This is a genomic window from Pannonibacter indicus (genome assembly GCF_001418225.1).
Taxonomy (GTDB): domain Bacteria; phylum Pseudomonadota; class Alphaproteobacteria; order Rhizobiales; family Stappiaceae; genus Pannonibacter; species Pannonibacter indicus.
In genome coordinates, this window is record NZ_LIPT01000011.1 from 26,933 (window position 1) to 45,255 (window position 18,323).

Consider the following 18,323-nt stretch of genomic DNA (forward strand, 5'->3'; position numbering starts at 1 on the left):
AAATGACACAAACGGTGTCCCCGGTTTTGCGGGACAGCCGGTCCGCAGGCATAGACGCGCGCACGCCAGCTCTTTCGTCTTTCCATCCAAGTGACAAGAAAACGGTCTGCCGGACCTTCAGCCACGGAGCGCGTCAGCCGCGCCCCGGGCGTCCGGCTGCCGTGGAGACCTTCATCAATGGCAAACAAGATGCTGATCGACGCGGCGCACCCGGAGGAAACCCGGGTCGTCGTGGTGCGCGGCAATCGAGTTGAAGAATTCGACTTCGAGGCAGCTAACCGGAAGCAACTGCGCGGCAATATTTATCTGGCGAAGGTGACGCGGGTCGAACCCTCCCTCCAGGCCGCATTCGTGGAATACGGCGGAAACCGGCATGGTTTCCTCGCTTTCAGCGAAATCCATCCCGACTATTACCAGATCCCCGCCGCTGACAGGCTGGCGCTGATCGAAGACGAGCGTCACGAGGAAGAGCGGCGCGAAGCTGCGGAGAACGCCCGTCATGCCGCCCGCGAGGCTGCGGCCTCGGAAGCAGCAAAGGACGGAGACGACAGCGACGACGATGACGATCACGAGGATTCGGACAAGCCGTCCTCCGACGGCGACGATGATGCCGACCACGTTGAATCGGTCGGCGCCGAAGATGCCATGGAAGAGGTGCCGGAGCGCCGCACCCGCCAGCGCAAGCAGTACAAGATCCAGGAAGTCATCAAGCGCCGCCAGGTGCTGCTGGTCCAGGTCGTCAAGGAAGAGCGCGGCAACAAGGGCGCTGCCCTGACCACCTATCTGTCGCTCGCCGGCCGTTACTCGGTGCTGATGCCGAACACGGGCCGTGGCGGCGGCATTTCCCGCAAGATCACCCAGCCTGCCGACCGCAAGCGCCTGAAGAAGATCGCCTCCGAACTGGAGGTGCCGGAGGGCATGGGCGTCATCTTGCGCACGGCCGGTGCCAGCCGCACCAAGGCCGAGATCAAGCGCGACTTCGAATATCTGATGCGCCTGTGGGAGAACGTGCGCGACCTGACGCTGAAGTCCAGCGCGCCCTGCCTCGTCTATGAGGAAGGCAGCCTGATCAAGCGCTCGATCCGCGATCTCTACAACAAGGACATCGACGAGGTTCTCGTCGCCGGCGAAGACGGCTACCGCGAGGCCAAGGACTTCATGCGCATGCTCATGCCGAGCCATGCCAAGAACGTCCAGCCCTACCGCGAGGCCTCGCCGATCTTCACCCGCTTCGGGGTGGAGCCGCAGCTCGATGCCATGTTCTCCCCGCAGGTGACCCTGCGCTCGGGCGGCTACATCGTCATCAACCAGACGGAAGCCCTGGTCTCCATCGACGTGAACTCGGGCAAATCCACCCGCGAGCACAATATCGAGGACACCGCCCTCCAGACGAACCTTGAAGCCGCCGAGGAAGTCTCGCGCCAGCTGCGCCTGCGCGATCTGGCCGGCCTCATCGTCATCGACTTCATCGATATGGAGGAGAACAAGAACAACCGGACGGTGGAGCGCAAGCTCAAGGACTGTCTGAAGAACGACCGCGCACGCATCCAGGTTGGCCGGATATCGCATTTTGGCCTCATGGAAATGTCGCGCCAGCGCATCCGCACCGGTGTTCTGGAAAGCTCCACTACGCCCTGCCCGCATTGCCATGGCTCGGGCATGATCCGCTCGGTCGAATCGGTTGCCCTGCATGTGCTGCGCTCGCTGGAAGACTTCCTGCTGAAGGGCGTCACCCACAATCTGATCGTGCGCACCAATACGCCGGTTGCGCTCTACATCCTCAACCAGAAGCGCCGCAACCTGGGTGACCTTGAGGCCCGTTTCGGCCTCGAGATTGCCGTGGTCGCGGATGAGGTGGGCCATGGCCAGCATTACGTGCTGGAGCGCTCGTCCCTGATCGACCGCGACAAGATCCCCCTCCCCGCCCCGCCGCAGGTTCAGCCGCATATGGTCGAGATCGAAGAGATCGACGATATCGTCGAGCCGGAAGAAGAGGACGAGGATGACGTCGGGGAGGAACTGGAAACAGCCTCGGCACGTCCCTCTGCCCGCGAGCAGTCCGAAGACAGCGAGCGCCGCAAGCGCCGCCGCCGCAAGCGCCGCCGCAGCCCGGATGCAGGCGGTGACCGCCAGGCCGGCCCGCGCCAGAACGAAGACGGTTCGGACGCTGATGCCGGCGATGACGCAGAAGGCAGCACCGGCGAAAGCGAAGACGGTGAAGCGTCTCAGGGTGAAGGCGCCCAGGGCGATGGTTCCGACGAGCCCAAGCGCAAGCGCCGCCGTGGCCGCCGTGGCGGCCGGCGCGGCCGCCGCAATGGCGAGCGCGAGGACGGCGGGGAGGGCAGCGACGGCGGCGAGGATGCTTCCGGTGAGGATGCAGACGCAGCCGCTGCTTCGGAAGATCTGACCGGTGCCGTTGAAGGGGACGAAGCCGCAAACGGCGGCTCCTTTCCAGAAGCAGCCGAAGCCCCCGCTGCTGCAGAGATTGACGCAGACGCTCCTGCCCGGGTGGAAGCAGCTCCGGCAGTGGCCGAAACCGCTGAGGAAGCCGTAACGGCCGCTCCCGAGGCAGCGCAGGAAGCCCCGGTGGCTGAAACTCCGGCAGCAGAGGCACCGGTTCTGGAAACCGTTGCCGCTGAGGCTGCCCCGGCGCCTGAAGTTGAATTGCCCGCAGAACCGGCAGCCCCGGCCCGCCCGAAGGCACCGGCAACGCCGGTCGTCACCAGCCAGACCACCGGTGACGGCGAAGGCCCGGATGACGAAGGCAAGCCCAAGCGCTCCGGCTGGTGGCAGCGCCGCTCCTTCTTTTGATCCCCTGATCAGAGACTAAAAAAGACCCCCTCCGGAAGGCTGCTTCCGGAGGGGTTTTGTTTTCTCTCTCTTCGGCGAAGTCCTGCGCCCTCAGCGGCCTTTCAGCCATCCGTCCAGACGCCGCACGGCCTCTGCAATATCCTCACCGGACCCGGCGAAGGAAAAGCGGGTGTAGCTGACACCGTGAACGGGATCGAAATCCGCCCCGGGCGTTGCCGCAACGCCGGCTTCCTGCAGCATGGCGCGCGTGAAATCGAGGGAACTGGTGGTAAAGCGGCTGGTGTCGGCATAGACATAGAAGGCACCATCCATCGGCAGCAGCCGGTCAAAACCGATCTTCGGCAGGGTCTCCAGCAGCAGCGCCCGGTTGGCGGCATATCCTGCCTTGATGACTTCCAGCTCCTCGGTTGCCTCGAAGGCCGCCGCAGCAGCGATCTGCGACAGCTCCGGCGCCGAGATATAGAGGCTCTGGGCAATGCGCTCGGACGGACGCACAAGGCTTTCCGGCAGCACCATCCAGCCAATGCGCCAGCCCGTCATGCAGTAATATTTGGAGAAGCTGTTGATGATGATGGCATTCTGCGAGGTCTCCAGCGCGCAGGCCTGCTTCCCGTCATAAACGAGCCCGTGATAGATCTCGTCGGAGATGAACCAGATGCCCGCATCGTCACAGAAGCGGGCAAGACCGGCGAGGGCTGCGGGCGTCATCATCGTGCCGGTCGGGTTTGCGGGGCTCGCCACCAGAACGCCCTTGACCGGGCCATCCTTCAGCGCTGCTGCGATGTGATCCGGCGTCAGGCTCCAGCGGGTGTCCGGCCCCACCTCGATTTCCACCGGCACCAGCCCCAGCGCCCTGATGATGTTGCGGTAGGCCGGATAACCGGGTGCCGTCAGAACGATCCGGTCACCCGGATCGAAGGCGGCAAGGAACGACAGGTTGAAGCCCGCAGAAGAGCCGGTCGTCACCATGATCCGGCTTTCAGGCACCTCGACGCCATAGGTATCGCGGTAGTGGCGCGCAATGCGCTGGCGCAAGGGCACGATACCACGCGCTTCCGTATAACCGAGGCGCCCGCCCTCCAGCGCTTGCCGGGCGGCGGCAAGAACGGTGGACGGGGCCGGTGCGCCGGGCTGGCCCACTTCCATGTGGATGAGATGCCGCCCTTCGGCTTCCAGCGCACGCGCCGCCGACAGAACATCCATGGCCAGGAACGGGTCCACGGCACTGCGGACGGAAGGGATGGTCTTTTGGCTGGTCACGGCGCAAATCCTCACGATGGCTGTTGCCACGCGGTTTACAGCGTTGCCCGCTCTTATGCCAGCCGCCGCTTTGGCGGGCTAAGTACACTCAGCACACCAGAGCGTGACCGGATGCGGCGGCCCGGCCTGTTGACCTGCCCCGGATGCCTCCCCTACTTTCTCCAGCAACATGCAGAAGAGGAAGCACCCGTGCGACACATTTCCACCGTTCAGGAACCCGGCGGCGGCAAAGCCGCCGCGCCTGTCCTTGGCCGGATTCTGCGCAAGGCCGGCACCCTGTTCATGGCAGCGGCGATTGCCTTGCCCTCGTTGACCGCACCATCGGCGGCCCAGGGGCGGAAGATTCCGGTTGTGCGCGATGCAGAGACCGAAGAGCTCTTGCGCGACTATGCGGCACCGATCTTCAAGGCTGCCGGGCTGCCGCAGGGACAGGTGGAAATCATCCTCGTCAACGAGAACACCTTCAACGCTTTCGTTCCCGATGCCCGCCGCATGTTCATCAATGTGGGCGTGCTGATGGAAGCCGAGACACCGGGCGAGGTCATCGGCGTGATCGCCCATGAGGCCGGCCATATCGCGGGCCGCCATCTGGTGCGTCTGCGCACCGCGCTAGCCAATGCGCAGATTATGACCGTTGTCGGCATGGTGCTGGGTGCCGGTGCCATGGCGGCAGGTGTCTCCAGCAATTCCTCCGGAGCGGCGGGGGGCGGTGCGGCCATTGCCATGGGCGCGCCGGGCATCGGCCAGCGCTCGCTGCTGGCCTATCAGCGCGGCGAAGAGGCCGCTGCCGACAAGGCGGCCCTGCGCTATCTGGAAATGACCGGCCAGAGCGCCAAAGGCATGCTGCGCACCTTCGAGCGCTTTGCCGACCAGCAGCTGTTCTCGGCCAAATACACCGATCCTTATGCCCAGAGCCATCCGATGGCGCGCGAGCGTTACAATGCGCTTGAGGAGCAGGCCCGCAAGAGCAAGTATTTCGACAAGCCCGCCCCGCCTGCCCTTCAGGCGCGCCATGACATGGTGCGGGCCAAGCTGACCGCCTTCACCAGTCATCCCAACGCGGTCGCCCGGCTCTATCCGCGCTCGGACACAAGCATGCCCGCTCAATATGCGCGCGCGGTTGCGGCCATGCGCAGCAGCGGCCGGGCTGCGGTGAAGGACATTGACGCGCTGATCGCCAAGCAGCCGGACAACCCGTATTTCCATGAGCTGAAGGGCCAGGCCCTGCTGGAATCAGGAAACCCGAAGGCGGCCATTCCCTCCTTCCAGCGCGCCGTGCAGTTGCGGCCCAATGAGGGCCAGTTCCTGATCTGGCTTGGTTATGCCATGGTCGGCGCCAATGAGCCCTCGCTCCTGGCTGAGGCGGAACGCATCCTGAAGAACGGCATCCAGCGCGACCCGAATTCCGGCATCGCCTTCAGCCAGCTGGCCATTGCGCAGGGGCGCCAGGGCAAGCAGGCAGAGGCGGATGTCTCCACAGCCCAGGGCATGATGATGGCGGGTGACTTCCAGGCGGCGAAACGATATGCCGCACGTGCTCAAAAGAATTTGAAGCCCGGAACCCCTGCATGGATCCTGGCAGATGATATCCTGACCTACACGCCGCCGGCCCTGAACCGCTGAGCTGCAGCAATCCGTTTCCGCACCACGCGCGGCATACGCGCAGGAGTTTTTTGAATGAACCGCTTTTTCCGCTGTCTCGCTGCACCCGTGCTGGCGCTTGCCATTGGCACCCTGGCTCCCGTGACAGCTTCGGCCCAGTCCCCCGCCCCCGACAAGGCGCAGGTGGAGCAGATTGTGCGGGACTATCTGCTGCAGAACCCCGAAGTCATCCGCGACGCTCTTGTCGAACTGGACCGCCGCGACAAGGAAGCCGAAGCCACCCGCGTCAGCGCAATGCTGGCCGACAAGGACGGCGCCCTGTTCAATTCCCGCCATCAGGTGGTGCTGGGCAATCCGGAAGGCGATGTCACCATGGTCGAGTTCTTCGACTACAACTGCGGCTACTGCAAGCGCGCCATGGCTGACATGGAACGTCTGCTGGATGAGGATCCGAACCTGCGCGTCGTGCTGAAGGAATATCCGGTTCTGGGCCAGCCCTCCTTCGAGGCCGCACAGATTGCCATCGCCGTGAATGCGCTGGCGCCGGACAGGTATCGCGAATTCCACGTCGCCATGCTGACCATGCGCGGCAAGGCCGATCAGGCCAGCACGCTGAAGGTCGCAGAGGCGATGGGCCTTGCCCGTGACGATCTCGCCCGCGCGGTCACCAAGGACGATGTGCGCGCCAATGTGGAAGAAGTCTATGATCTGGCCGACCAGCTCGGCATTTCCGGCACGCCGTCCTACGTGATCGGCGATGCGGTGATCAAGGGCGCCTATGGCTATGACACGCTGAAGGCCGCCATTCAATCCATGCGCAAATGCGGCAAGGCGAACTGCTGACCGGATCCCACAGGCCACGGACATTTCCGTAATTTCACAAAGACCCTGGGGGCGGCCACGGCGCTGCCCCAATCAGGGCTTTTCCTCCCGCGCGCAAATCCCTATAAGGATGCGGAAATCGCGGCGACGGAGAAGGAATGCCCGCCACCTTTTTCATTTTGAACGGCCCCAATCTCAACCGGCTCGGCAAGCGCGAGCCGGAGACCTATGGCCGTACGACCCTCGCTGATATCGAGGCCCAGGCACGCGCAACTGCCGCGCGGCTCGGCTACGACATCGTCTTCCGCCAGACCAACAGCGAAGGGACGCTGGTGGACTGGATTCACGAAGCTGCCGACACCGGCGCTGTGGGGATCATCATCAATCCTGCCGCCTACACGCACACATCCGTCGCCATTCATGACGCGATCCGTGCCGTGGCGCTCCCCACGGTGGAAGTCCATCTGTCCAACGTCCATGCACGTGAGGCCTTCCGCCACCACTCCTATGTCTCACCGGTTGCGGCCGGCGTGATCTGCGGCTTCGGCGCCAAGGGCTATGACCTGGCGATCGAGGCCCTGGCCCACAAGCTCGGCGCCTGAACGACTACAGAAAGCACTTTGAGATGACCAAAGAAAACAACGGTTTCGACAAAAACCTGATCCGTGAGCTGGCGCTCCTGCTCGACGAGACCAACCTGTCCGAGATCGAGCTGGAGCAGAAGGATTTCCGCATCCGCGTTGCCCGCGAGCTGACGATCCAGGCTTCCGTTGCCTCTCATTATGCTCCGGCTCCGGCTCCGGCCGCCGCCCCCGTGGCAGCAGCTGCCCCTGCCGCAGCACCGGCAGAGCCCGCCAAGCATCCGGGCATGGTGCCCTCGCCGATGGTCGGCACCGCCTACCTTTCGCCCGAGCCGGGCGCCCGCGCCTTCGTGGAAGTCGGCGCCGCCGTGAAGGAAGGCCAGACGGTCCTGATCGTCGAGGCCATGAAGACCATGAACCAGATCCCCGCTCCGCGCAGCGGCGTGCTGAAGCAGGTGCTGGTCACCGACGCGCAGCCGGTGGAATACGGCGAACCGCTCTTCATCATCGAATAAGGGGCGCCCCATGTTCACCAAGATCCTGATCGCAAACCGCGGCGAGATTGCCCTCCGGGTGCTGCGGGCCTGCAAGGAGCTGGGCATTTCCACCGTGGCGGTGCATTCCACTGCCGACGCAGATGCCATGCACGTGCGCCTTGCCGATGAAAGCGTCTGCATCGGCCCGGCTCCGGCCCGTGACAGCTACCTCAACATCCCGGCCCTCATGGCTGCCTGTGAAATCACCGGCGCCGATGCAGTGCATCCGGGCTACGGCTTCCTGTCCGAGAACGCCCGCTTTGCGGAAATTCTCGAGGCTCACAACATCACCTTCATTGGCCCCACGTCGGATCACATCCGCATCATGGGTGACAAGATCGAGGCCAAGCAGACCGCCAAACGCCTCGGCATTCCGGTGGTGCCGGGCTCTGATGGTGCCGTGACGCCGAAGGACGATGCCCACGCCATTGCCCGCGAGATCGGCTATCCGGTGCTCGTCAAGGCAGCAGCGGGCGGCGGCGGACGCGGCATGAAGGTGGCGCTGACCGAGGCTGACCTCGACAACGCCCTTTCCACGGCCCGTTCCGAAGCCAAGGCCGCCTTTGGCGATGATGCTCTCTACATGGAGAAGTATCTCGCCAAGCCGCGCCACATCGAAATCCAGGTTCTGGGTGACGGTCAGGGCAACGCCATCCATCTTGGCGAGCGCGACTGCTCCTTGCAGCGCCGTCACCAGAAGGTGCTGGAAGAGGCTCCCTCCCCGGCGCTCAACGCCAGCCAGCGTGCGGAAATCGGCGAGATCGTTGCCGATGCCATGCGCAAGCTGAAGTACCGCGGCGTCGGCACGGTCGAGTTCCTTTATGAAGACGGCCAGTTCTATTTCATCGAAATGAACACCCGCCTGCAGGTGGAGCACCCGGTGACGGAAATGATCACCGGCTTCGACCTCGTCAACGAGCAGATACGCATTGCAGCGGGTGGCACGCTCAGCCTCAAGCAGGAAGACGTGCTGTTCGAGGGCCATGCCATCGAGTGCCGCATCAACGCGGAAAACCCGCGTAGCTTTGCCCCCTCGCCCGGCACGATCACCTATTACCACCCACCCGGCGGCCTTGGTGTGCGCGTCGATTCCGGTGTGTATCAGGGCTACAAGATCCCGCCGCACTACGACAGCCTCATCGGCAAGCTGATCGTCCATGGCCGCAACCGCGTGGAATGCATGATGCGCCTGCGCCGTTGCCTGGACGAATTCGTGGTCGACGGCATCCAGTCCACCATTCCGCTGTTCCGGGATCTGGTGGACAATCAGGACATTGCCAACGGTCAGTATGACATTCACTGGCTGGAGAAGTATCTGGCTGCCAAGGAGCAGTAAGATACCGCAGAAAAGTTCTCCGCCCGCATGGCCGGGCGGAGACTGCATCCAATCAGAGCTGTCGCAAGACCGGACCTTACAGGCCTCGGGATGGCACGCAAGAACAACGACGACGCCGTTCTGGAAATCACGCCGCAGCTTCTGCTGAAGGCCTATGCCTGCGGCATCTTCCCAATGTCGGAATCAGCGGACGACCCGCATCTGTTCTGGATCGAGCCGGAACACCGCGGCATCCTGCCCCTCGACGGCTTCCACCTGCCCCGCCGTCTTGCCCGCACAGTGCGATCGGACCATTTCGAGATCCGCGTGGACAGCGATTTTAAGGGCGTCATCAACGGCTGCGCCGAACCGGCACCGGGCCGGTACAACACCTGGATCAACACGGAAATCCGCCGCCTCTACGGCGAACTCTTCGAGCTTGGCCACTGCCACACGGTGGAGGCATGGCGTGAGGACAAGCTGGTGGGCGGGCTCTACGGGGTGAGCATCGGCGGCGCCTTCTTCGGCGAAAGCATGTTCGCCCGCGAGCGAGACGCCTCCAAAGTGTGCCTCACCCATCTGGTGGCCCGGCTGATTGCGGGCGGCTACTGCCTGCTCGACACCCAGTTCACCACCAGCCACCTGGAACGCTTCGGCACCATCGAAGTGCCCAAAGCGGAGTACACGCGGCTTCTCGAAGACGCCATGCGCTGTGACGCCAGCTACTTCACCCTCCCCCCCGATGCCACCGGCGAAATGGCGCTGGCGGTTCTGGACGGGGCGAAAGGGTCAGGGAAGCAGAAGGCGTGAGGCGGCGAGGATATGCGAGCGCTCGGCGCCGGGATTGCGAAAGACTATCCATCTTCGTAAAGACGTTCCACCGCCGCAAAGTCTCTCCACCTTCGTCATGCCATGACGAAATTGGTTGTTTTCGTAAAAATAATCAGCTCAACAACGCTTTCGCAGTTTCACGAAATGAAAAAGCCGGAAACTGATCCCAGTTCCCGGCTTCTTTCTTTCAACGCTCCAGCCCCCTCACCCGCGCAGGGCGCGGTCGAGGTGGGTGTAGCCGCCGTCGGGAAAGACCCACTGGCCCGTCGTGTGGGACGAGCGGGCAGACAGCAGGAAGACCACTGTGTCGGCAAGCTCCCGGGGTGTCGTCATGCGCGCCCCGAAGGGAATGCGCGCCTCGATTTCCGCAAGCCGCGCCTCCGGATCCGGGAAGGACTTGAGCCAGTTTTCGTAGAGCGGTGTCATCACCTCGGCCGGCAGCACGGCATTGACCCGCACCCCGTCCTTGGCAAGCTCCGCAGCCCATTCCCGCGTCAGGCCCAGCTGCGCCGCCTTGGCCGCCACATAGGCCGAGGTATTCCCCTGCCCCGTCACCGCCGTTTTGGACGAGACATTGACCACGGCCCCTTTCGAGGCCTTCAGGTCAGCCAGGGCATGATGCATCAGCGCGTAGTAATGCACCAGATTGCGGTCGAGCGAAGCGCGGAAGGCTTCCGGTCCGGCATCAAGGCCGACGCTGTCATTGGCGCCGGCATTGTTGACCAGCCCGTCGATGCGGCCATAGCGCGCCCGGCAGGTGGAGATCACCGCCGCGCAATCCTCATCTCGCGACAGTTCCGCCTGAATGAAGGAGGCTTCAGGCGACAGGGCAGTGATCCGCGCCATGAACGCCGCCTCCGGTTCCCGCCGCGTGGCGATGACCGGAATGGCCCCCTCCTCGGCGAGAATTTCGGTGACGGCAGCCCCGATGCCCGAAGCGCCGCCCGTGACGATGATGACCTTGCCCTTGAGCCCCAGATCCATCAGTTTGCTCCGAACCGGTAGGCCGCGATGGAGGCCGGTTTCATCTCGATGGAGAAGCCCGGAAGCTGCGGCGGCATGTAGGCTGCATCACGGATGAGGCAGGGCTCGACGAAGTGCTCATGCAGGTGATCCACATATTCGATCACCCGGCCCTCATAGGTGCCTGCAATGCACAGATAGTCGATCATCGACAGATGCTGCACATATTCGCAGAGCCCCACACCGCCCGCATGCGGGCAGACCTTGAGGCCGTACTTGGCCGCCATCAGCATCACGGCGAGGATCTCGTTGACGCCGCCAAGGCGGCAACTGTCGATCTGCACCACGTCGATGGCGCCGCGCATGATCAGCTGCTTGAAGATGATACGGTTCTGGCACATCTCGCCGGTGGCCACCTGAATGGGGGCGACCGCTTCGCGGATCTTGCGGTGGCCTTCGATATCGTCCGGGCTGGTCGGCTCCTCGATGAACCATGGACGGGCAAAGGCAAGCTGCTTCACCCAGTCAATCGCCTGATCGACCTCCCACACCTGATTGGCGTCGATCATCAGGTTGATGTCCGGGCCGACCGTTTCGCGGGCAATCGTCAGACGGCGGATGTCGTCGGCCAGATCGCGGCCCACCTTCATCTTGATGTGGCGGAAACCGGCATCGACCGCCTCACGGCACAGTCGCCGCAGCTTGTCGTCGCCGTAGCCGAGCCAGCCAGCCGAGGTGGTGTAGCAGGGATAACCGGTGGCTTCGAGCTTGGCCCGCCGCTCCGCCTTGCCTTCCGCCTGTTTCGTCAGGAACTCCAGCGCCCATTCCTGTGTGATGCAATCTGTCAGGTAGCGGAAGTCGATGCAGCGCACCAGCTCTTCCGGGCTCATGTCAGCGACGAGCGCCCAGACCGGCTTGCCCTCGATCTTGGCCCACAGGTCCCAGACCGCATTGACGGCGGCGCCGGTTGCCAGATGGATGGCGCCCTTGTCGGGGCCAATCCAGCGCAGCTGGCTGTCGGAGGTGATGTGCCGCCAGAAGCGGCCCATGTCTTCGGCAACCCAGGCCATATCGAGCCCCACGACCAGCGGACGCAGGGCCTCGATGGCGGCAACGCAAATCTCATTGCCGCGCCCGATGGTGAAGGTCAGACCGTGGCCCTCGTGAGGGCCATCGGTCTCCAGCACCACATAGGCTGCCGAGTAGTCCGGATCCGGGTTCATCGCATCCGAACCATCGAGATGCTGGCTCGTGGGGAAACGCAGGTCCGCCGTGCGCAGACCGGTGATTCTGGTCATGCCCGCACCACCTTCTGGGTCTGCTCGCCGAGACCCGCGATGCCGAGGCGGATGGTCTCACCGCCCTTGAGGAACACCGGCGGCTTCTGGCCGAGGCCAACGCCCGGAGGCGTGCCGGTGGAGATGACATCGCCCGGCTGCAGCGACATGAAGCGGCTGAGGTAGGAAACGATATGGGCCACGCCGAAGATCATCGTCGCGGTGGAGCCGTCCTGATAGCGCTTGCCGTCGACTTCCAGCCACATGTGCAGGTTGCCCGTATCGGCGATCTCGTCGCGGGTCACCAGCCAGGGGCCGATCGGGCCGAAGGTGTCGCAGCCCTTGCCCTTGTCCCAGGTGCCGCCACGCTCGATCTGGAATTCACGTTCGGAGACATCGTTGACGACGCAATAGCCGGCCACGTGGTCCAGCGCGTCCTTTTCCTCGATGTACTTGCCGCCCTTGCCGATGACGATGCCCAGCTCCACTTCCCAGTCGGTCTTCTGCGAACCGCGCGGGATTTCGATGTCATCATCCGGACCGGAAATGGCCGAAGTCCACTTGTTGAAGACGACAGGCTCTTTCGGGATGTCGGCCCCGGTTTCAGCGGCATGGTCGGCGTAGTTGAGACCGATGCAGATGAACTTGCCAACGCGGCCAACGCAGGCGCCAAGGCGCAGGTCCTGCTGCGGTGTGCCCGGCACCACCGGCAGGGACGCCGGATCAATGGCGGCAAGACGCGCAAGGCCTTCCGGCGTCAGGTGGCTGCCGGCAACGTCATCAATGACGCCGGACAGATCACGCACCTTTCCGTCCTTGTCGAGAAGGCCCGGCTTTTCCTGGCCATTGGGGCCGTAACGCAGCAACTTCATGTCAATCTCCGTGGGTATGAAAGGGACCGGGCAGTCTGCCCGGCCCCGGAAGTCAAAGCTGGATTTCCTCAAGCCCGTGCAGCGCTTGGGACTTCCAGGACGTGATGCACAAGCATCCCGGCGCCTTGAGATCAGTCGTAGAGAACGGCAGCAATTTCCGGCGCGTCGATGTTCGACTTGTCGTAGTAGTAGAAGCCGGTGTCGATGTTCGGCACCACCGGCTCACCCTTTGCAGCGGCAACAGCGGCCTTGACGGTTTCATAGCCGATGCCGACCGGGTTCTGGGTGATGGCACCGGCCATCAGGCCGTCGCGGATCGCCTGCTTCTGGGCAGCGCCCGAGTCATAACCGATGATGACCACCTGACGGCCCATCTCGCGCGCGCCGTTGACGACCCCGATGGCTGAGCCTTCATTGGCACCGAAGATACCCTTCAGGTTCGGGTTGCCCTGCAGGATGGCCTTGGTGATTTCGGTGGACTTGAGCTGGTCGCCACCGCCGTATTCGATGGCAACGATCTGGATCTTCGGCTTGTTCATGGCCATCCACTCGACAAAGCCGTCGCGGCGGTCAATGCCGGTGCGGCTGGTCTGGTCATGCACCACCAGCGCCACGTCGCCTTCATCGCCGATCAGTTCGGCCATCTTCTCGGCCGCCAGTGCGGCTGCAGCCTTGTTGTCGGTGGCAGCCGTTGCAACCGGGATGGAACTGTCCACGCCGCTGTCGAAGGCAATAACCGGGATACCGGCTCCTTCCGCCTGCTTCAGCAGCGGAATGGCGGCCTGGCTGTCCAGCGCGGCAAAGCCGATTGCAGAAGGCTTCTTGGCAAGGGCTGCGGAAAGCATATCGATCTGCCGGTCGACCATGGTCTCGTTATCCGGGCCTTCGAAGGTCACTTCCACGTTGAACTCGGCGGCCGCCTTGTCGGCGCCTGCCTTCACGGCCTGCCAGAACTGATGCTGGAAGCCCTTGGAAATCAGCGGGATATACATCTTCTCCTGTGCCATCGGCATGGAAGCCGAGGCAACGAGAACGGCGGCACTGAGCGTGCCCAGCAGCATACGGCGTGTAATCATTTCCATTCCTCCACTTTCAAGGTTTCAAAGATACCGGGGCATTTGCGCCCTCTTCTTTCCTGACCTCAGCTGCGCTCCCTCCGCAGTTGATCGGCATAGACGGCAAGGATGATGATCCCGCCGGTCACAACGGTCTGCCACTCGGGCGCGACCGAAAGAATGCGCAAGCCATTGGTGAGCACGGCCATGATCAGCGCGCCGATCAGCGTGCCAAGCACCGTGCCTCTACCTCCGGCCAGCGACGTGCCGCCGATGACGACGGCCGCAATGGCGTCCAGCTCGTAACCAAGGCCAAGGGCCGGCTGGGCCGAGTTGAGACGCGAGGAAATGAGAATGCCCGCGATGCCGCAGATGCCGCCGGCCAGCGCATAGACGGCCATCTTCCAGGCACGGGTGTTGACGCCGGACAGGCGCACCGCTTCCTCATTGGAGCCGAGCGCATAGGTGTAGCGGCCGAGAACGGTGCGTGAAAGCACCCAGGCCATGCCCCCCGCCACAACAAAAAGCACAAGCACGCCATTGGGGATAGGCAGCGCCGGAAAGACCATGCCGATCAGCGAGCCCTGCGAAATGTCGGTATAGCCCGGCGTATCATTGAAATAGATCGGGCGGGCACCGGTGATGATCAGCGACAGGCCCTTGAGCATCAGCATCATGCCCAGAGTGGCAATGAAGGGCGGGATCTTCATCTGCGCCACAAAGGTGCCCGAAGCGAGACCGCAGAGCGCGCCCGTGCCGATGGCTGCAAGGATGCCAAGCGGCAGCGGCATGCCGCCCCATGTCAGCACCACACCGGCGACGACGGCACAGAAGGTCATCAAGGTGCCGATGGACAGGTCGATGCCGCCCGTCAGGATGATAATCGTCGCCGCCACGGCCAGCACACCGTTGACGGAGGTGGCCTGCAGGATGGCCATGATGTTGCTCACCTGAAAGAAATTCGGTGAGGCAAGGCTGAAGCCGATAACAAGGATGATCAGACTGGCAAAAGCCAGAAGCTTCTGCTGGGCTGATGCAGATTGCTGCACGAAGCTTGCACCCGTTGCGGCCTTGGACTTGTCTTGTGCTGTCACGCGGGTTCCTCCTGACGCGTGGCTTGCCGGGCTGTGGCAAGGTGCATGATGTCTTCCTGGGTGGTGCCGGCCCCGCCGGGCAGCGTGCCGGTCAGCCGGCCTTCGCACATGACGGCGATGCGGTGTGACACACGCAGGATCTCCGGCAGTTCCGAGCTGATAACGATGATGGCCTTGCCCTCCGCAGCAAGGTCCGCCAGCAGCTTGTAGATTTCCGACTTGGCGCCAATGTCGATACCGCGCGTCGGCTCATCGAATATGAGAATATCGCAGTTGCGCAACAGCCATTTGGCAATGACAACCTTCTGCTGGTTGCCGCCGGACAGAAGCCGCACTTCCTGCCGCTCGGACGGGGTGCGGATGCCGAGGCTCCTGATGAAATCCCGTGCCGTCTTGCGCATGGCTTCATCCCTGACCTGCCCGAGACCGCCGGTGAAGCGGTGCATGCTGGCCAGCGCCACGTTGTCGGCCACGTCCATGCCAAGGGCAAGGCCGAAGTGCTTGCGGTCCTCCGACAGATAGCCGATCCCGGCCCGCACCGCGTCCACCGGCGAGCGGATCTCCATCTTGCGGCCATGCACGGTGATCTCGCCGCTGTCCCGAGGATCGGCTCCGAAGATGGCCCGGGCGACTTCCGTGCGCCCGGCGCCCATGAGACCGGCAAAGCCAAGCACTTCGCCCTTCTTCAGCGAGAAGCTGACATCGCGGATTTCGCGCCCCCGGTTCAGGCCCTTCACTTCAAGGGCAACTTCTGCGCCGGACAGATCAGGGATCGAGACCACCTCATCGCTCAGCGTGCGCCCGACCATCATCGAGATGATCTGCGAGATCGGTGTTTCCTTCGCCCCCACCGTGCCGACATATTCGCCGTCACGCATCACGGTCACCCGGTCGGAAATGCGGCGGATCTCGTCCATCTTGTGGCTGATGTAGACGATACCCACGCCATCGGCCTTCAGCCGGGCGATCATGGCAAAAAGCTCGTTGATCTCGCTGTCGGTGAGCGCCGCCGTCGGCTCGTCCATGATCAGCACGCGCGAGCGCGCCGACAGGGCCTTGGCGATTTCCACCATCTGCTGGCGGGCGATGGAGAGGCCCTCCACCTTGCGGCGCGGATCGATGTTGATGTTGAGGACACGGAACAGCGCCTCGGCATCGCGGATCATCTTTGCATCATCGACGCGGCCGAAGGACAGGCGCGGCTCACGGCCGATGAAGATGTTCTGCGCGACCGTCAGATCCTTCATCAGGGCGAGTTCCTGATGGATGATGCCGATGCCCTGATCCTGCGCCGCGCGCGGGCTGGGCAAGGTCACTTCCCGGCCCTCGACCAGAATGCGGCCCGAATCCGGCTGATAGACGCCGGAGAGGATCTTCATGAGGGTCGATTTGCCTGCGCCATTCTCGCCCATCAATGCGTGAACCTCACCTTCCTGAAGGCCGAAGCTCACGCCTTTCAGCGCATGGACACCTGGAAAGCGCTTGTCGATACGCTGCATTTCCACGAGGGTCTTCATGCGCCAGCCTCCTCCAGACCGTAGAAGCGGATGGCGGTGCCGCCCAAAAGTGCCGCTCGGTCATCAGCCGAAAGGCCGCCGGTCAGCCGCTCCGTCACCTCTTCCCAGAAGCCGTGCGAACCCGCCAGCGTCAGCACCGGCCAGTCCGATCCCCACATCAGCCGCTCAGGACCGAACCACTCAAGCAGATGATCCATCACCGGCTGCAACAGGGCGGTGGCAGCCTGCACATCCTGCGGGCAGGACGGGCGGATTTCGGTCAGCAGGCCGGACAGCTTGCAGACGATGCGCGTGTCCGCCGCCAGCGCCTTCATGTGGTGCTTCCAGTGGGCGCTCAGGCCTTCCGCCACCGCCGGCTTGGCGGCATGGTCGATCACCAGCGGCAGGTCCGGGCAGGCGGCGGCGAAGCGGGTGATGGCGGCAAGCTGCGGTTCCTTCACCAGCGCATCGAAGCGCAGGCCAAGGCGCACCATGGCAGCGATCACGCAGGCCTCGGGCGCGGTGAGGATCCAGTCCGGATCGGCAATATCCTGCAGCATCGGGCGGATGCCCTTGAGACGCTTGTCCGCCGCCATGCGCGCAAGCCGGTCTTCCGCCAGCGGATCGGTCAGATCCACCCAGCCGACGACGCCGGCGATCTGCGGCGCGTCTTTGGCAAGCTCCAGCAGGAACAGGGTTTCCGCCTCGGAGGGCGCGGCCTGCACCACGACAACGCGGCGGTTGCCGTTGAGGCTGGCGAGATCGGCAGGCAGGAAGTCACGGCGCAGCGGGTCAAGAGCGGGACCGCCCTCCTCCAGCCAGCCATAGTCTCCGCGCGCCGGGCGCCAGAAATGGCAATGAGCATCAATTCGTTCCATCCGGCGGCCTCCCGTCCGCGTGTGATGGCTGCGGGCCTCGACCGGCCCGCAAGGCTCAGATCGTGACGCCGCCGTCCACCAGAACGGCCTGGCCGGTCATGAAGCGGCTTTCGTCGCTCAGAAGATAAAGCACCAGCGGCGTGATATCGTCCACGGTCGCCAGACGCCCCATGGGCTGGCGGGCAATGAAGTCCTTCTCCGCCTGAACCGGATCAGCAGCAGAGGCGATGCGGCCCCGCAGCGAGGGCGTATCCACCGTGCCGGGGCACAGGGCGTTGCAGCGGATGCCCTGCTTCACATAATCGGCCGCCACGGCCTTGGTCAGGCCGATCACCGCCGCCTTGGTGGTGCCATAGGCGGTGCGGTTGACAAATCCCTTGATGGAAGAGGCCATCGAAGCCATGTTGAGGATGGATGCAGAGCCGGTCTTGCCGGCCCGTTCCAGCATCCCCGGCAGGAAAGCCCGGATCATGCGCATCATGGAGGTTACATTGACCGCCAGTGCCTGTTCCCAGTCCTCGTCAGTGATGTCGAGTACCGTGCCGTTGTGCACAATGCCTGCGCAGTTGAACAGACCATCCAGCGGCCCAACGTCCCGCGCCAGCGCATCAATGGCGGCCCGGTCCGTCACATCCAGCTTCAGCGTTTCAAGGCCGGCGAGGCCGCCTAGCAGAGAGGCATCACGGTCCGTGGCAATCACCCGTGCGCCTTCTGCCGCCAATGCCAGAGCCGAAGCGCGGCCCATGCCCTGACCGGCAGCCGTCACGAGAATAGTCTTGCCTGCAAGGCGCATCGCAGTCCTCCCAGATCCCGGCCCGCCTGACGGCCGCCGGTTTTTTCCTCCACCAGCCGCTCTTTGTGGCGGCCGTTCATATACGAACACCCTATTCACAAATGAACTGATATGCAAGACTGTAGATCAAGAGAACA

General features: G+C 63.7%; 16 protein-coding genes. 7 read left to right on the forward strand and 9 right to left on the reverse strand.

What is annotated here, in order from left to right; all coding sequences use genetic code 11:
- The first annotated feature begins 177 nt into the window (after positions 1-177).
- Positions 178-2,811 (forward strand): Rne/Rng family ribonuclease, encoded by a 2,634-nt coding sequence (locus ASC48_RS14565; protein ID WP_055456462.1) that lies wholly within the window; start codon positions 178-180, stop codon positions 2,809-2,811.
- Positions 2,812-2,901: 90 nt separating this feature from the next.
- Here the strand turns inward: ASC48_RS14565 and ASC48_RS14570 are convergent, their stop codons facing one another.
- A complete protein-coding gene (locus ASC48_RS14570) occupies positions 2,902-4,014 on the reverse strand; it encodes an aminotransferase class I/II-fold pyridoxal phosphate-dependent enzyme (RefSeq protein ID WP_208975746.1) in 1,113 nt (370 codons plus the stop codon).
- Between the two features lie 246 nt (positions 4,015-4,260).
- Here ASC48_RS14570 and ASC48_RS14575 point away from each other — a divergent pair, with 246 nt between their 5' ends.
- The 6 genes from ASC48_RS14575 (at position 4,261) to aat (ending at position 9,737) form a co-directional block, all read left to right on the forward strand.
- Positions 4,261-5,694 carry a M48 family metalloprotease gene (locus tag ASC48_RS14575; protein WP_055456463.1) on the forward strand — a complete coding sequence of 478 codons (1,434 nt, stop codon included), beginning with the start codon at positions 4,261-4,263 and terminating at the stop codon, positions 5,692-5,694.
- Between the two features lie 54 nt (positions 5,695-5,748).
- Positions 5,749-6,516 carry a DsbA family protein gene (locus ASC48_RS14580; RefSeq protein ID WP_055456464.1) on the forward strand — a complete coding sequence of 256 codons (768 nt, stop codon included), beginning with the start codon at positions 5,749-5,751 and terminating at the stop codon, positions 6,514-6,516.
- Between the two features lie 137 nt (positions 6,517-6,653).
- Positions 6,654-7,097: a type II 3-dehydroquinate dehydratase gene (gene aroQ / locus ASC48_RS14585; protein WP_019964708.1), complete on the forward strand. Its 444-nt coding sequence runs from the start codon at positions 6,654-6,656 to the stop codon at positions 7,095-7,097.
- Positions 7,098-7,120: 23 nt separating this feature from the next.
- Positions 7,121-7,591, forward strand: a complete 471-nt coding sequence (gene accB, locus ASC48_RS14590; RefSeq protein ID WP_055456465.1) for an acetyl-CoA carboxylase biotin carboxyl carrier protein — start codon at positions 7,121-7,123, stop codon at positions 7,589-7,591.
- Between the two features lie 10 nt (positions 7,592-7,601).
- Positions 7,602-8,948, forward strand: a complete 1,347-nt coding sequence (gene accC, locus ASC48_RS14595) for an acetyl-CoA carboxylase biotin carboxylase subunit (RefSeq protein ID WP_055456466.1) — start codon at positions 7,602-7,604, stop codon at positions 8,946-8,948.
- Positions 8,949-9,038: 90 nt separating this feature from the next.
- Positions 9,039-9,737 carry a leucyl/phenylalanyl-tRNA--protein transferase gene (gene aat, locus ASC48_RS14600; RefSeq protein ID WP_055456467.1) on the forward strand — a complete coding sequence of 233 codons (699 nt, stop codon included), beginning with the start codon at positions 9,039-9,041 and terminating at the stop codon, positions 9,735-9,737.
- 225 nt (positions 9,738-9,962) lie between these two features.
- On the opposite strand, the gene ASC48_RS14605 is transcribed toward aat, so the two are convergent.
- From ASC48_RS14605 to ASC48_RS14640, 8 genes are all read right to left on the reverse strand, one after another.
- Entirely contained in the window at positions 9,963-10,742 is a 780-nt protein-coding gene (locus tag ASC48_RS14605) for an L-fucose dehydrogenase (RefSeq protein ID WP_055456468.1), read from the reverse strand.
- Positions 10,742-12,019, reverse strand: a complete 1,278-nt coding sequence (locus ASC48_RS14610; protein ID WP_055456469.1) for an L-fuconate dehydratase — start codon at positions 12,017-12,019, stop codon at positions 10,742-10,744. Before ASC48_RS14610 ends, ASC48_RS14605 begins: the two co-directional genes overlap by 1 nt.
- Positions 12,016-12,870, reverse strand: a complete 855-nt coding sequence (locus ASC48_RS14615) for a fumarylacetoacetate hydrolase family protein (RefSeq protein WP_055456470.1) — start codon at positions 12,868-12,870, stop codon at positions 12,016-12,018. Before ASC48_RS14615 ends, ASC48_RS14610 begins: the two co-directional genes overlap by 4 nt.
- A 131-nt stretch (positions 12,871-13,001) precedes the next feature.
- Positions 13,002-13,946 (reverse strand): ABC transporter substrate-binding protein, encoded by a 945-nt coding sequence (locus ASC48_RS14620; protein WP_055456541.1) that lies wholly within the window; start codon positions 13,944-13,946, stop codon positions 13,002-13,004.
- A gap of 65 nt (positions 13,947-14,011) precedes the next feature.
- Positions 14,012-15,019 carry an ABC transporter permease gene (locus tag ASC48_RS14625; protein WP_055456471.1) on the reverse strand — a complete coding sequence of 336 codons (1,008 nt, stop codon included), beginning with the start codon at positions 15,017-15,019 and terminating at the stop codon, positions 14,012-14,014.
- Positions 15,016-16,536, reverse strand: coding sequence for a sugar ABC transporter ATP-binding protein (locus ASC48_RS14630; protein WP_055456472.1), 1,521 nt, complete (start codon positions 16,534-16,536; stop codon positions 15,016-15,018). The genes ASC48_RS14625 and ASC48_RS14630 overlap by 4 nt, the downstream gene beginning before the upstream one ends.
- The gene (locus ASC48_RS14635) at positions 16,533-17,393 is read right to left on the reverse strand and encodes an amidohydrolase family protein (RefSeq protein WP_055456473.1); all 861 of its coding nucleotides are present in this window, start codon (positions 17,391-17,393) and stop codon (positions 16,533-16,535) included. The genes ASC48_RS14630 and ASC48_RS14635 overlap by 4 nt, the downstream gene beginning before the upstream one ends.
- A gap of 55 nt (positions 17,394-17,448) precedes the next feature.
- Entirely contained in the window at positions 17,449-18,186 is a 738-nt protein-coding gene (locus ASC48_RS14640; protein WP_055456474.1) for an SDR family oxidoreductase, read from the reverse strand.
- Positions 18,187-18,323 lie beyond the last annotated feature (137 nt).